The organism is Psychrobacter sp. ANT_H59 (assembly GCF_008369225.1).
Taxonomy (GTDB): Bacteria; Pseudomonadota; Gammaproteobacteria; order Pseudomonadales; family Moraxellaceae; genus Psychrobacter; species Psychrobacter cryohalolentis.
Map to the genome: position 1 here is coordinate 487,494 of NZ_VOBE01000001.1, position 15,131 is coordinate 502,624.

The window sequence follows — 15,131 nt, forward strand, 5'->3', positions numbered from 1 at the left end:
GCTTAAATTAAGGGCAATGAAGCGGCCAGTCCAATGTAAATAGCAATTTCGCTAAGCTGCTGCGTGGCTCCTAAGCCATCACCCGTATAACCATCTAAACGTCTACGTAATAAGCGCCGCATATAATCTGTCGCGCCTATGCCTAGCAATAAAGCCAATAAACATTGCCAAATACCAATCTGTTGCATAGTATTAGGGAAAACCAGTGTGACCAAAGTAATAGCCAATATTAGCCAACCACTGCTATATATAGCTTGTAATGGTGTCAGCTGCTGTGCCATCGGTTTTGCTTTGGCATGTTCAATCTCTCCGCCATAAGGCAATAGCGTCAGTAAGCTAATACAAAATAAACGTGACGCAGTATGCCCAATAATGAGTGCAACGATAGCAACGGGTATTGGCATCGCAGTAAGTAAGCTGATTTTAAGCAATAGCGCTGAGACCAAACCTAATACGCCATACGTGCCTAGGCGTGAGTCTTTCATAATCTCTAAAGTGCGCTCGCGAGTGAGTCCGCCACCTAGCCCATCGCAACTATCGGCAAGTCCATCTTCATGAAAAGCACCTGTTAACTTGATACCAAAAGCCGTACTTATCACTGCCGCAACTAGCGGTATGAATAAGAGATTGCTAAGCCAAAACACGCTAGCACAAAGCAAACCTATCAGTAAGCCTACCGCTGGAAAATAACGGCTGCTTTGGTGCAGCCACTGCGGATCATAATGGCTAAAAGACGGGACGGATATACGGGTTAAAAACTGAACAGCAACCAATATCAATCGGGCTTCATAACGAAGGCGCTGCAATACAGACAGCTTGGAGGATGAGCTTGGCATCACTTGCTTTGCTCACTGATACCAGCATCACTAAAACTTGCCATCTCATTGATAATCGCGCAAGCGGATTGCAATAATGGATACGCTAATGCCGCACCACTGCCCTCGCCTAAGCGCATACCCATATCAAGTAATGGCTTAGCATTCAGCAGTTTTAATAAATGCGCGTGCCCTGGTTCAACTGAGTGATGAGAAAAGATAGCATATTGAGCAACACCCGGTGCTAAGCGCTCGGCGACGAGCAAAGCACTACTGGCGATAAAGCCATCAATTAACAAAATACGACGTTCACTGGCAGCCTGCATCAGTGCGCCTGCCATCATAGCAATCTCAAGCCCACCTAATGCAGCAAGTACATCGAACGGCACGTGCGCTTCACGGTGACGCTCTAATACTTGCGTTAAGATATTTGCCTTATGCTGCAAGCCTGCATCATCGAGTCCTGTACCGCGACCGATACAGTCGGCAATGCTCAAGTCGCCAAGTCTCGCCAGCAATAGACTTGCCGCTGACGTATTACCGATGCCCATTTCACCAACAATCAATAGATTGCCTACCATGTCCTTAACCACGCTCATACCGCTCTCTAATGCGGCCAAGCATTCTACTTGTGTCATCGCAGGTTCTGTCAGCGCATCGCGGCTACCATGTCGAATTTTATAATCTAGCAGTTGCGGATGGTCTTTAAAAGGAGAATTGCCAAAATCCGCGTCTACCCCAGCATCGACTACTTTTAGCTCAATATTATGCTGACGTGCTAAGACATTGATGGCAGCGCCGCCTTGCAAAAAGTTATAAACCATCTGTGCAGTGACTGTACTAGGATACGCAGACGTGCCATGCTTGGTTAAACCATGATCGGCGGCAAATACTCGAATTTGAGGTTGCTCAATCTTTGGCATAATTGTGCCTTGAATCATACCTAACTGCAGAGCGAGCGGCTCTAAGCGACCCAGTGCGCCAATTGGTTTGGTCTTTTGGTCAATGATTTGCTCTAGCTGCTGGCGTAGCTCATTATTTTCGATATTGGGAATTATCGGGGCATTAAATATGTTCAAAGGAAATATCCTAAATCTGGTACATGTCAAACAAAACCCACATACTAGCAGAGTATCTAAGCTTTACCATGAATAAAATCAAATATGAGCCGAATAGATTTCCTAGCAACGTAGATTTACTATAGAATATGCCCCTTTAAAAATTCATATGACTATTGATGCTTCATGAAGTGCACGCTGCATGAGCCTCATAATTTTTCATAAGACATTAACAACTATATAGAGACAGTGATGATCGTATTTTGGCTGGTGCTGACCATTCTTTTTATTATTTTTGCCACCGCAAAACTCAAGTGGCATCCTTTTTTAGTATTGATACTATCCGCCTTTTTGGTCGCACTGTTTTACCAAGTACCGCTTAATACGGTCGCCAAAACCATCTCTGATGGCTTTGGCGGTATCTTAGGATATATTGGTCTGGTCATTGTATTTGGTACGATTATCGGCTTAATACTTGAGAAAACAGGTGCCGCCATTGTGATGGCAGAGACCGTCATTAAGGTCTTGGGACCACGCTTCCCTACTTTGACGATGTCTATCGTAGGTGCCGTAGTATCTGTACCAGTATTCTGTGACTCAGGCTATATTATTTTAAACTCGTTAAAAGAGTCTTTGGCTGAGCGCTTAAAAGTATCAAGCGTGGCGATGAGTATTGCCTTAGCAACCGGCTTATATGCCACTCATACCTTTGTACCACCGACACCCGGTCCAATTGCAGCAGCAGGAAACTTGGGGCTTGAGTCAAATTTGGGCTTGGTCATCATGGTTGGGGTCGTTGTGACAACTGTTGCAGTACTTGCCGGTTGGTTATGGTCCAATCGCTTCCTGAATGCCACTCCTGACAATATTGATGCACTCGACGCGCCAGCTGCGACTGTGCCAAATAATATGAAAACTCGCGACGACTATAGTAAGCTACCGTCAGCGACCATGGCATTTTTACCTATTATCGTGCCTATCGTCTTGATTTGCTTGTCGTCTGTTGCTAACTTACCTAGTACGCCATTTGGTACAAGTACCATAACAGATATCTTGGTATTTATTGGCAATCCATTGACAGCCCTACTGATTGGTTTGTTTCTATCATTTTTACTCATCAATACTGAACAAAAAACACAGCAAATCAGCGATAGTATTTCTCAAGGTCTGGTGGTCGCAGCGCCTATTCTCTTAATCACTGGCGCTGGCGGCGCGTTTGGCGCTATGCTAAAGGTCACACCAATTGGCGATTATTTAGGAACGACTTTATCTGCCTTGGGGCTTGGTATTTTTATGCCATTTATCGTCTCTGCTGCACTAAAAACTGCGCAAGGCTCAACCACGGTTGCCTTGGTGACCACCTCTGCGATGGTCGCACCACTATTGGGTCAAATAGGTCTCGATAGTGAGCTTGGTCGCGTATTTTGTGTGATGGCAATTGGTGCAGGCGCGATGACTATCTCGCACGCTAATGACAGCTTTTTTTGGATTGTTAGCCAGTTTAGTCGTATGAGTGTGGCACAGGCTTATAAAGCCCATTCTATGGCGACTGGTATTCAGGGCGTGACCAGTATCATCTTTATTTGGTTATTAACCTTGGTATTTATTTAAAGAGATTCAAAGAGACATTCATGAAAATTTTAATTGCTCCCGACTCATTTAAAGAAAGCTTAGAAGCACTGGATGTTTGCCGCGCCATTCAATCTGGCTTCAGCCAAGTGTTTCCAGATGCTGACTATAAACTGCTACCCATGGCAGATGGCGGTGAAGGGACTTCTGCAGTATTGTCTTACGTGCTAGGTGGTCGCTGGAAAGAAGTGCACGTCCATGACCCTTTAATGCGACCGATTAGCGCAAAATACTTATTACTGCCTGATGCAACTGCGGTTATCGAAGTTGCTCAAGCTTGTGGTTTACATCTCTTGACTGTGGCAGAGCGCAATCCAGTCATCGCCAGCAGCTATGGCGTTGGCGAGCTGATTGCAGATGCTTTAAGGGAAGGTGTCAAACGTATTATTATCGGTCTTGGTGGTAGTGCCACCAATGATGCAGGACTTGGTATGCTAACCGCACTTGGCATGAGGTTTCATGATAGTGATGACAATATGCTAGCCCAAGGCGGCGGCGCGCTTGCCAACTTGCAACGATTAGATGCGACAAGCTTCCATACTAGCGTGTTACAGACAGTGTTTGAAGTAGCCTGTGATGTCACCAACCCTTTATGTGGCGAATTGGGTGCCAGTGCAATATTTGGTCCTCAAAAAGGCGCTAGCCTACAGCAAGTCAATGATTTGGACCAAGCATTGAATCATTTTGCAAGTGTATGTGAGCAACATGGCTATCAGAATTATCAAGAGATAGCGGGTGCTGGCGCAGCAGGTGGTCTTGGCTATGCGTTAATGAGCTTTTGCCAAGCTGAGTTGAAGTCAGGTTTTGATACAGTGGCAAAAGTTACCAACTTATCACAGCACATTGCCGATGCAGATTTGGTCATTACTGGTGAAGGCAAGCTTGACGCTCAGTCTGCCATGGGTAAAGTAGCTGGCGGCATTAGCCACATTGCCAAAGCCCGCCATACGCCAGTGATTGCGATTTGTGGCAGTGTTGATGGACTAGAATCGGCTCAGACCAGTCAGTTTGATGTCATCATGCCCAGTATCCAAAAGCTAGAGTCCATCGAGAATATCTTTGAAAATGCTTATCATAATGTTGAAATCACTGCCACCAATATTGCTGCGGCAATAAAACTAGGTCAAAGTATCAAGTAGGCTTTATACGGCTACTTAAGATACTCTATTAGACGCTGTTATAGCCATTTTTTCACCTCATTGAGGACGGTTTGCATCCTATTTGGCAGTACATGCTGGCGACGTACAGCAAAGTACAGGGTCTCACTAACTGAGACTGGCAGCTGATGACATTTAAGCAGCTGCGGGTTTGGATACGCGGCAACTGCGTGCGCTGGTAACACGGTAAATCCGAGCCCCCTACTCACCGGCTCTAAAATCATACCTATCTGATTAGAAAAGCCTTTTTTAATAAAGTCATTGATGTGTCCAAATTCAGGATAATTGGCGCTCAACAGCAAACTGGCATGATGTGCGCCATCAGGATGATCAATAAATCCAAGCTTGGTAAGTGCTTCCCAGCTAGGCTCCATCATCATGACTGGTGTCACCAGTTGTAGCGCTTCTTGAGCCACCGGCTTGCAGCTGACCGTCTCATCATCCGAGATAGTTGTCATAAAACCTATATGAATCTCATACTTGGAAAGCGCCTGCTCTATATCTGTATTGGGGGCAAAACGGTAATCAATCACCAGCTGTGGATGCTGCTCTTGTAATGTTAACAGCTTAGGATAGAGTTTTAAACCAACGCTGCCAGGCGACATAATTCGCACCAATCCCTCATAATACGGATCCTCACCGATACGTTGCTCTAAGCGTGATAAGCGCTGCAAGATATCCTCTGCCTCTCGATAAAGCTGCTCACCTGCATCTGTTAATGAAAACTGCTTACCTTGACGAATAAGCAAGTCAACATCCAACTGATTCTCAAGCTTACGTATATGCTGACTAACCCCTGACTGCGTCATATATAGACGCTCAGCCGTTTGAGTAAAATGCCCAACTTCTACCAAAGTGCAAAAAGTACGTAGCCATGTGGTATTAATCATTACAATACATACTTATCTTTATAATAAACGATAATTTTACGTAATAGACTTAACTTTGTAAACTACTCCCATATCAAAAAGGAGTACAAACCATGAACAATATTTATCCAAGAAGCTTTTCACATATTGGTCTTTCGGTGCCTGACCTCGATGCCGCTGTCAAATTTTATACTGAGGTGATGGGTTGGTATACCATCATGGAGCCGACCGAAATCACCGAAGATGACAGTGCCATTGGCGAGATGTGTACAGAAGTCTTTGGTGCAGGTTGGGGCAGCTTTCGTATCGCTCATTTATCGACTGGCGACCGTATTGGCGTTGAAATTTTTGAATTTAAAAATCAAGAAAATCCTGACAATAACTTTGAATACTGGAAAACAGGCATCTTCCATTTTTGTGTTCAAGATCCGAATGTTGAAGAGCTTGCAGAGCGCATGGTTGCCGCAGGTGGTAAAAAACGGATGGATAAACCTCGTTATTACTACCCTGGTGAAAAACCCTATCGCATGATTTATATGGAAGATCCGTTCGGAAATATCGTTGAGATATATAGCCATAGCTATGAGCTGATTTATAGTGAAGGCGCTTACTAAAGGGCGCTAACAGTAATTAACGCTTTGAAACGATTGCCTTTAAAACATAAAAATAGCGCTCTTATCATATAAGAGTGCTATTTTTATATGGGCTATATTCAGTATCACAGAGATATTGCTTAACTAATTAAGCATGCTACTATTTGGGTTATTATTTAAATAGCTTCTACACTTTTACACTAAGTTTAAATACCCATTATCAAGGACGATAAATGAGCCAGTTTAACCCCATTCAATCAGTGACTCCTTCGACCAACACCAATGAGCCATTGGTTATTAGAAAAAATTCAGGCAGTGTTGTAACGTTGACACTTAACAGTTCCAAACAATTCAATGCTTTATCTGTTGAGTTGCTAGCTGCTATGCAAGCGGAGCTGGATAATATTGCCCAAGACAAGACCATACAAGTACTGGTGATTGCCGCAAATGGCAAGGCATTTTGTGCTGGACATAATCTAAAAGAGATGCGCGCCAATCCAGATGTCGCTTTTCAGCGCGCTTTATTTGAGCAATGTAGTCAGATGATGCTCACCATCAATCAAATGCCGCAAGTTGTCATTGCCAAAGTACAAGGCATCGCTACCGCTGCTGGTTGTCAGCTGGTCGCAGCTTGTGATTTAGCTGTTGCCTCGGACAATGCCAAATTTGCCACCTCTGGTATCAACGTAGGGCTGTTCTGTTCTACCCCTGCGGTGGCAGTCAGTCGCAACCTATCTCGCAAGCAAGCATTTGAGATGCTTATTACTGGTGAATTTATAGATGCCCACACTGCACTACAGCAGGGACTGATCAATCGTGTGGCAAGCGCTGAGCAATTAGACCAGATGCTACAGTCTCTGATAGATGCTATTACTCATAAATCTTCAGTCGCTCTTAAAACTGGCAAAACCATGTTTTATAAGCAACTGGATATGGAATTGGCAGATGCTTACAAGTATGCCAGCGAGGTGATGAGCTGCAATATGTTGGCGGATGATGTGAGTGAAGGGATTGACGCCTTTATCGAAAAGCGTTCTGCCATATGGACAGGACGATAAGAACAATAGAGTTATTCTATAATGCAAAATGTCTCTGTTGGCGTTGGCAGCGCCACTTTTTTAAATAACAAAGGCGTTTTTTTAATAAGAAATGGCAATAACTAAGATTGCTCAGCTAATAATCTGGCAAGCATCTTATTTATCTCACTTTTGAATGCTTTATCGTCGAGCTTACTGGCAGTAATTTTAGCACTCTGTAAGCTTTGAATCGCTGCCTCTGTCTGTCCAAGTTCACTCTGTAACTCAGCCATTGAAAAGGCAATCGATGATAAATGCTCTTTTGATTGAATCGCTGCGGCTTTATCCAAGGCTTTTTGGTAAATAACTAATGCCTCATCCAAATCTTCCGTAAAATCTGCCAATGTCTCCCACTGCTCAGGATGATCCTTATTGCCTTTCTCATTTTCAATGCACAAGTCTTTTAGCTGTACATACAGCGTATCAAATGTCTCTTTATCATTGGCACTGTCTGCTTCTAATAGCTTTTCTGCCAATACATAAATTGAGTGATAGATTTTATTATTAATCATTTTTTTATAACCCTTTTTGCTGCTCATCAGATAACTGTCAATACTGTCAACGAGGTTAATTATAGACTATTTGTATACGTTACTCATCAAAAAGGGCGTGATAGTCATATCACGCCCTCTCATCATTATTCAGTTTTAAGCAGGTACTGATACTTACTCAGCAGCGATGGCAATCATCTCAACCAATAGCTCAGGACGTGCCAAAGCAGATTCACCGCAAGCACGGGCTGGTGGTTGTACGCCTTCAAACCACTTGTCCCACACTTCATTCATTGTCGCAAAATCTGACATATCTTTTATCCAGACAGTCACTGACAGTAGCTTTGATTTATCGCTACCCACTTCTTCTAACAAGGCTTGTATCTTTTCTAAACAAGTCAATGTTTGGGCTTTGATATCATCTTCAGCGTTACCCACTTGACCACATAGATAAACAGTCTGGTTATGAACCACAATTTTACTCATACGTTGATTACTATGGAGCTTTTGCATGGATTATTATCCTTAATTTTTAATGCTTTAAAAGGTATAAATGACTCAAGTTTTATGAAATCTTACTTAGCGAGAAAAGCGATCAGCGCTAAATGGCTTGATATCGACCAATAGCGGTTTTTCATGAATCATCTCTTCAACCAGACGACCGGTCATCGGTCCTAAGGTGAAACCTTGATGACTGTGACCAAAGGCAAACCATAATTTTTCATGGTTACTTGCAGGACCAATAACTGGTTTCATATCTGGCATACAAGGACGCGAGCCTGCCCATGCTTCACTCTCAACCGCATCTTCTAATGGCAATATTTTTCGCGCCAGTTTAAGCACAGTCTTTAACTGTCCAAAATTCTTTGGTGCATTCATAGTAGTCATCTCAGCACCGGTGGTAATACGGATACCTTGCTGCATCGGTCCCATGACAAAGCCTTTATCCATATCAAACATACTATGATGGATGGTGTTCTTTTCGTTGACTTTAAAATGTTGATGATAGCCACGCATAGGGAATAATGGCAAGTCATAACCAAGCGGCTTGATGAGATCATTAGACCAAGGTCCTGCTGCGATGACTAACTTATCACTATAGAAGGTATCGGTATCGGTGATTACTTTCCAGCCACCATCTTCTTGTAAGATTTCTTGAACGCCAGTCTCTTTAATTGTCCCGCCCATTTCTTGGAAGTTTTTTGCATAGGCTTTAACTAGAAAGCTTGGGTTTGAGACCTGCCAAGAATTCAACCAATGAATTGCGCCGACGAACTCGTCAAAATTGGCGCTAGGCTCCATGACTCTTAATTCTTCAACTGTCAATACATTATGTTCAACACCTTGATTGCGAGCATCGATAGCTAGCGCAATGGCTTCTTTAAAAGTGTCTTCAGAGCGATGTAATTGCAACCAACCATCGCGGGTAATCAGCTCATCTGCACCAGAGGCGCTAATCATGGTTTGATGTTCGCTTGTGCAATGCTCAATCAGTGTTTGCCACTCGCCTTCGATTTTTTTAACTGAAGCAGGTGTAGAGTATTTCCAGTATTGCAACAGCGCCTGATGATAACGAAGAATAGCTGGTATGCGATAGCGGATATCAGTACCTTGGTTTGGCAATACACGTATCATTTCAGTCAGCTGGCGCGGAAACGGATGCGTATGAATCGCCTCACGCTGAATCAAGCCAGCATTGCCGTATGAAGTCTCTGAGCCCGGTAGCTTTTTGTCTATAAGCAAAACTTCAGCATTATTTTTTTGTAGATGCCAAGCAACCGAGGTGCCAACCATACCTGCACCGATAACGATAACTTCATGACGCATAACATATCCCTTTTTATGGCTTTGATACAGAGTGTTAAATAGATGAATATAACGGGTAAGGTGGTCATAGTAACGCATTGAAAGATTTTTTAAACCCTTATCTGTTAAATATTTTTACGAATAAACACTTTTGGTTATATGTTTTTATGCAAGGTATTTTTGATAGGAATAGTAACAACCTAATGAAAAACAAAAGTCATTTTTTAAGCTATTTTCCAACATTTATAGCATTTTTTATCACCACCAAACTGGATCATCACTCTCTTCTAAAGGCTGTTTTACCGTTAGCACCGTTATCTTATCGGCAGGCACTTCAGCGATAAACCGTGACACTTTATCAAAATAGCCTGAATAGCTCGAAAAATAATCGGGCGCAGTTAAAAACAGCCTGCTTTTTGCACGACTACAGGCAACATAAAACAGCTTACGCTCCTCTTCTAACTCCTCAAAATCGCTTAATGAACGGTAATGCGGCGTCATACCATCTACCAATGAATTAACAAATACCACTGGCCATTCAAGTCCTTTGGCACTATGAATGGTCGAAATGGTCACTTTGTCACTATTCTCATCCCCTTTTTCAGGCTCACCTGCGGTGGCAACCGAGTCATTAGGTGGATCAAGTGCCAGATTTTCTAAAAATTTATCTAGGCTATCATGCTCTAACGCTAGATTTTTAAGCACACGAAAGTCTTCGCTACGCTCACGCCAATTGTCTTCATTTATTTTTAAAACGGGCATATAAAAATCCAGAATCAGCTCGATAATGGCTTCAACCGACTCTGCTTGGCTGGCTTGACTTAGCATTTTATACAGCGGCTCAAGTTGGGTGCTTTTTTTGGCAAACTTTGTTGTTAATAACGGCTCAAAAGAGTTATTGTCAGCATTAATCGCTTGGGTTAAGCGCGTGGCAGTCACCGACCCTACGCCTTTGAACAAGGTCAAAATACGGTGCCATGCAATGGTATCATTCGGGTTATAAAGTATCTTAACAAATGCTAAGACGTCTTTAATGTGACGCCGTTCAATAAAACGAATACCGCCTACGACAATAAACGGGATATTGCGCTCCATGAATTCTAGCTGAACGTAGTTAGATTGAAAGGACGTTCGGCACAATACCGCAAAGTCTTGATAATCATAGTCTGATTTTAATTCGATAATTCTATCAGCAATATACTTTGCTTCTTTGCTCTCATCGCTAAGTCGGCGAAATATTGGTTTTACGCCTTCTATAGAAACACCAGAGTACAGCTGCTTTTGGTAACCCAAGGTGATCTGAGCAGACAGAGCATTGATATAATCAAGCACTGCTGGCGTACTACGATAATTTTGCTCAAGTTTAATCAGCTTAGCTTCAGGGTAACCCTCTCCGAATAATAAGATATTTTCATAATTGGCGCCGCGAAAGGCATAAATACTTTGGTTGTCATCACCGACGACCATCAGCGACACTGACGTAGGCGCACAGATGAGATCAATCAGCTCTTTTTGCGGAATATTGGTGTCTTGATATTCATCAACCATGACATAACGATATTGCTTTTGTAGCAGTTGGCGAAAGGTATCATTATGCTTTAAATGACGCACCACTTGGCTAATGATGTCATCAAAATCGTATAAATGATTGGCACGCTTGTACTCATGAAAGTCAATGGCCAATTGCTCAATAACAGGAATATGTACAGCAATATCAGGATAGCTGTTTGCGATTAAATCGCGGATATGAATACGGCGATTTCTAGAGGTTGAAAAGATGTTTTGCAACGTTTTTTTGCGCGGAAATGCCTGATTGGTTATTTTGGTCGGATACTTTTTTTCCTTATAAATTAAATCGATAGCGTCTTCACTGTCGCCTGTATCTAGAATGGTAAATCTTGGATTAATACCAAGCAGACCTGAGTATTGACGCAAGAGCATATTACAAAAAGAGTGAAAAGTGCCACTGGTAATATCATTCAGCGCTTTATTCTTTGGCAATTTATCTTCTACCAAATCCTCATTTAACCTTTGGGCAAAAGATGGTGTGCTTGCTAGCACAGCTCTAGCCCGACCTTTGATTTCATTAGCTGCTTTACGGGTAAAGGTTAATAGTAAAATCTCTTTTGGCGACACGCCATTTTCTATCAAGTAACTGGTTCTATAGGTCAAAGTCTTGGTTTTGCCAGAACCCGCGCCAGCGATCACCAATACCTTGCCCTCAATAGTCGTGGCGGCCAATAGCTGATTGGCATTAAGCTCACTGGCATAATCTACTTGCAACCCTAAATGATTGCTAAGCCTTTGCGCTAATACCTCAGCATCCGCATTTATCAGATTGGCTTCAAGCTTCTTAATTGCCTGTTCAAGCCGCGCAATCTTGGGTTTCATCTCGATAAAATTTTGCGGATAATTATAATGGTGGGTAGCAAAAATGGTCGTGGTCATTATAGGATATTACCTTTGATATGGTTTAGCGTGCCATTCATTATAAAGTAAGATAATAATTTTAGGGGCTGTCTTAGATAAGTAAGAAAATCTAGGGCAGCTTACAGATAGGTTCAACCCTACTTGACGCTTCACCACTTTCAATACACTCATTGACTATAAGTAAGCCGACTGCTTAAATGATTTATCCCTAGGAGAATATCATGACTGAAAAAATCGAAGAAAACGCTGCTACTCACAAACGCAAATTAATTGATAAATTTTTGATAAAACTGACCAAAGAAGAACCGCAGATGTATTACGCCACGACATCTGAGATTGCACGCAGTCTTTATAGCATGTTAAAAGAACATACGAATCGCCTAACCGTTGAGGAACAAGCGCTTATCAGACATATGACTATCGAAGAAATACAAGGGTTATTAGGCTTTCATGCTAAATGAGAAAATAAGATTCTTATGACTGCACAAAAAAGACTGCCCTATAGGCAGTCTTTTTTATTAACACATCAAATTAGAGCTTTAACAATAAACGTTTAAAAAAACATGTCAAATTAAGCAGCTAAACAAAACGTTTAAAAAGGATAATCGCGCGGCGTATGCTGCACTGAAATCCAATGCAAGGTAGTAAACTCTTCTAGTATCCATTCACCATTAAAGCGTCCGATACCCGAGTTTTTCTCGCCGCCAAATGGCGCGTTGCTTTCATCATTCACTGAGATATCATTAATATGGGTCATGCCAGCTTTGATACCGCGAGCAAAACGCAAGCCTGTTGCCATATCCTGGGTAAACACTGCACTCGATAAGCCATACATAGAGTCATTAGCAATCGACAGCGCATCGTCTTCATCTTTGGCACGAATAATACCAACCAAAGGACCGAATACTTCGTTGCAAGACAAGTCCATCTCACGTGTGACGTCGCTAAAGACGTGCGGTGGTACAACTTGACCTTTTATCTCACCACTTAATAGCATTTTTGCGCCTTCATCTTGCGCTTTAGCGATTTTTTCTTTTAGCGATTCAACTTGTTTTTCATTAATAATCGGACCAACTGCCGTATCAATTTTGCTAGGATCGCCAACATTCAAGGTCTTAACGTGTGACACAAAACGCGTAACGAAATCGTCATAAATCTCATCTTCGACAATGATACGGTTAATCGCAATACATATCTGACCTTGATGCAAGAATTTACCAAAGGTAGCAGCTTTTACAGCTTGCTCAATATCAGCGTCTTTTAGCACGACAAACGGGCTATTACCACCAAGCTCTAACGCCACTTGCTTGATATAGTCGCCGCCATTTGCCAACTCACCGATATGCTTACCTACAGAGGTCGAACCGGTGAAGGAAACCAAACTCGGAACATGATGGGTGACCATCGCATCGCCTATTTCACTGCCGCTACCAACGACAACGTTTAATAATCCTTTTGGCAAACCGGCTTCTTCAAATATTTTCGCAAGCAGCAACCCACCGGTAATCGGTGTATCACTAGCAGGCTTTAACACTACGGCATTCCCTAGTGCTAATGCTGGCGCAATAGAGCGCTGGGTTAGATGTAGTGGGAAGTTCCATGGGCTAATCACGGCAATCACACCCATCGGTTCACGATAGATAAAGTTTTCTTTACCCGGTGTGTTCGACGGGCGAATCTCACCATGGACGCGATTGGGAAAGCTTGCGGCTTCAAGGGTAATCGCCCGCGCACTGCTAAACTCGACCATCGCCTTAATACGTGTACTGCCCGACTCTTTGATTAGCCAATCGACAATCTCATCTTGACGCTGATCAAAGATACTAACTACTTTATAAAGGATAGCGGCACGTTCGTTCGGAGTTTGCTTTGCCCACTGTTTTTGCGCTTCGCTTGCCGCTTGATAAGCTTCATCAAGTTGTTTATCCGTTGCTTGTTGAATCTCAACCAAAGTTTCACCGTTAAACGGATTGGTATTGATATTGATACTATCGTCATCACCCTTTTTCCATTCGCCTGATATATATTGCAAGTGAAAATCCGTATAAACATTTACCTGCGTATTTTTAGTTTCTGTTGACATAATTGTTCCTATTTTTTATTTAATAATATTATTAGAGTGTGGCTATAACGTATCATGGCCGTCTATCAGATTCCGTAACACGTTTAATAAGCAATAGCAGCATACGATAACAAACGTAACTTGCTAGACGACTGGTCTAATGCTAACATAAACGCTATAAAAATTAGAATCTTTTAAACCTATTGTTTGTTGAACAAACGTAACTTGCCAATCAATACTTATAAATTTGTTGAACTATCTTAAATAATTAGTCTCTCTAAGGAGAACATAAGTCATATGTCTATACCCAATGCTATAAAACATACTCAACCAGACAGTTCGCTATCTAATATTGCATTATCGAACACCAGAGACCATCTGTTAACGACGGGCTATAAGCTCATCGCACAAAAAGGCTTTACCGCAGTTGGCATTAAGCAAATATTAGATACGGCAGGCGTGCCGAAAGGCTCTTTTTATCATTATTTTGCGTCAAAAGAAGCCTTTGGTGAGGCGATTATCAGCCACTACTTTACCCAGTATAAGCAGCGCCTTGATACTATTGGTTCACAAGATGATAGCGCCCAGCAGAAACTGTATGACTATTTCCAAAACTGGTATGACACGCAGCAAAGCGGCTGCGCTCATGAGAAATGTTTGGTAGTAAAGCTTAGCGCTGAAGTATCAGATATGTCGGAGCCAATGCGTAAAGTTTTACATGCAGGCTATCAGCAAACCATTACTTGGTTAGCAACCCAAATCAAAGCTGGTTGGGCAGATAATTCTGTCCCACATCTCGATAATGTGGCTGCTGAGAGTATGGCGAAGCGGTGGTATTTTGCATGGTTGGGTGCTAGCTTAGTAGCTAAGATTAGCCAAACGGATACACCATTAGCAGAAGTGTGGCAGATGACAACGACGGAAATGGGAAGATAATAGGGTTCTATCTGCTTAATTCTCTACTCATTACAGTAGCTATAACTAAAACGAACCCTTCTTTAGATTATTAAATGCTATTTTCGCTTATACGATAGTTTTGTAATTATTCATAAATATCTACTAGACGACCGGTCTAATTAATATATAATGCGAACAGTTGCAGACTTTATTTTAAATATTAACTCCTCTTTTCATACTTATAAATC

At 42.3% G+C, this 15,131-nt stretch carries 14 protein-coding genes; 6 read left to right on the top strand and 8 right to left on the bottom strand.

Going from position 1 to position 15,131, the window contains the following annotated elements; translation table 11 throughout:
* Positions 1-2: 2 nt before the first annotated feature.
* Together FQ083_RS01895 and cobT are read right to left on the bottom strand one after the other, a co-directional pair.
* Positions 3-836, bottom strand: coding sequence for an adenosylcobinamide-GDP ribazoletransferase (locus FQ083_RS01895; protein ID WP_149408595.1), 834 nt, complete (start codon positions 834-836; stop codon positions 3-5).
* Positions 836-1,894 (bottom strand): nicotinate-nucleotide--dimethylbenzimidazole phosphoribosyltransferase, encoded by a 1,059-nt coding sequence (gene cobT, locus FQ083_RS01900; RefSeq protein WP_149408596.1) that lies wholly within the window; start codon positions 1,892-1,894, stop codon positions 836-838. Before cobT ends, FQ083_RS01895 begins: the two co-directional genes overlap by 1 nt.
* Positions 1,895-2,125: 231 nt before the next feature.
* Between cobT and FQ083_RS01905 the strand changes: the two genes are divergently transcribed.
* Positions 2,126-3,484, top strand: a complete 1,359-nt coding sequence (locus FQ083_RS01905) for a GntP family permease (protein ID WP_149408597.1) — start codon at positions 2,126-2,128, stop codon at positions 3,482-3,484.
* Between the two features lie 20 nt (positions 3,485-3,504).
* A complete protein-coding gene (locus FQ083_RS01910; RefSeq protein WP_149408598.1) occupies positions 3,505-4,641 on the top strand; it encodes a glycerate kinase in 1,137 nt (378 codons plus the stop codon).
* Positions 4,642-4,679: 38 nt separating this feature from the next.
* On the opposite strand, the gene FQ083_RS01915 is transcribed toward FQ083_RS01910, so the two are convergent.
* Positions 4,680-5,549 carry a LysR family transcriptional regulator gene (locus tag FQ083_RS01915; RefSeq protein ID WP_149408599.1) on the bottom strand — a complete coding sequence of 290 codons (870 nt, stop codon included), beginning with the start codon at positions 5,547-5,549 and terminating at the stop codon, positions 4,680-4,682.
* Positions 5,550-5,641: 92 nt separating this feature from the next.
* On the opposite strand from FQ083_RS01915, the gene FQ083_RS01920 reads away from it, so the two are divergent.
* Both FQ083_RS01920 and FQ083_RS01925 read left to right on the top strand, forming a co-directional pair.
* On the top strand, positions 5,642-6,142 hold the full coding sequence (locus FQ083_RS01920; protein ID WP_149408600.1) for a lactoylglutathione lyase family protein: 501 nt from the start codon (positions 5,642-5,644) through the stop codon (positions 6,140-6,142).
* Positions 6,143-6,354: 212 nt separating this feature from the next.
* Positions 6,355-7,179, top strand: a complete 825-nt coding sequence (locus FQ083_RS01925; RefSeq protein WP_149408601.1) for an enoyl-CoA hydratase — start codon at positions 6,355-6,357, stop codon at positions 7,177-7,179.
* Positions 7,180-7,280: 101 nt separating this feature from the next.
* Here the strand turns inward: FQ083_RS01925 and FQ083_RS01930 are convergent, their stop codons facing one another.
* The 4 genes from FQ083_RS01930 to FQ083_RS01945 all read right to left on the bottom strand — a co-directional run bounded on the left by FQ083_RS01930 (position 7,281) and on the right by FQ083_RS01945 (position 11,942).
* Entirely contained in the window at positions 7,281-7,709 is a 429-nt protein-coding gene (locus tag FQ083_RS01930; RefSeq protein WP_149408602.1) for a tetratricopeptide repeat protein, read from the bottom strand.
* 153 nt (positions 7,710-7,862) lie between these two features.
* On the bottom strand, positions 7,863-8,201 hold the full coding sequence (locus FQ083_RS01935) for a RidA family protein (RefSeq protein ID WP_149408603.1): 339 nt from the start codon (positions 8,199-8,201) through the stop codon (positions 7,863-7,865).
* A 66-nt stretch (positions 8,202-8,267) separates the two neighbouring features.
* On the bottom strand, positions 8,268-9,515 hold the full coding sequence (locus tag FQ083_RS01940) for an NAD(P)/FAD-dependent oxidoreductase (RefSeq protein ID WP_149408604.1): 1,248 nt from the start codon (positions 9,513-9,515) through the stop codon (positions 8,268-8,270).
* 237 nt (positions 9,516-9,752) lie between these two features.
* The gene (locus FQ083_RS01945) at positions 9,753-11,942 is read right to left on the bottom strand and encodes an ATP-dependent helicase (RefSeq protein WP_149408605.1); all 2,190 of its coding nucleotides are present in this window, start codon (positions 11,940-11,942) and stop codon (positions 9,753-9,755) included.
* A 203-nt stretch (positions 11,943-12,145) separates the two neighbouring features.
* Here FQ083_RS01945 and FQ083_RS01950 point away from each other — a divergent pair, with 203 nt between their 5' ends.
* Positions 12,146-12,385 (top strand): hypothetical protein, encoded by a 240-nt coding sequence (locus FQ083_RS01950; protein WP_020443232.1) that lies wholly within the window; start codon positions 12,146-12,148, stop codon positions 12,383-12,385.
* A gap of 131 nt (positions 12,386-12,516) precedes the next feature.
* Here the strand turns inward: FQ083_RS01950 and FQ083_RS01955 are convergent, their stop codons facing one another.
* Complete coding sequence (locus FQ083_RS01955) at positions 12,517-14,007, bottom strand: aldehyde dehydrogenase family protein (protein ID WP_149408606.1); 1,491 nt, start codon at positions 14,005-14,007, stop codon at positions 12,517-12,519.
* A 276-nt stretch (positions 14,008-14,283) separates the two neighbouring features.
* On the opposite strand from FQ083_RS01955, the gene FQ083_RS01960 reads away from it, so the two are divergent.
* Entirely contained in the window at positions 14,284-14,922 is a 639-nt protein-coding gene (locus FQ083_RS01960) for a TetR/AcrR family transcriptional regulator (protein ID WP_149408607.1), read from the top strand.
* The last annotated feature ends 209 nt before the right edge of the window (positions 14,923-15,131 follow it).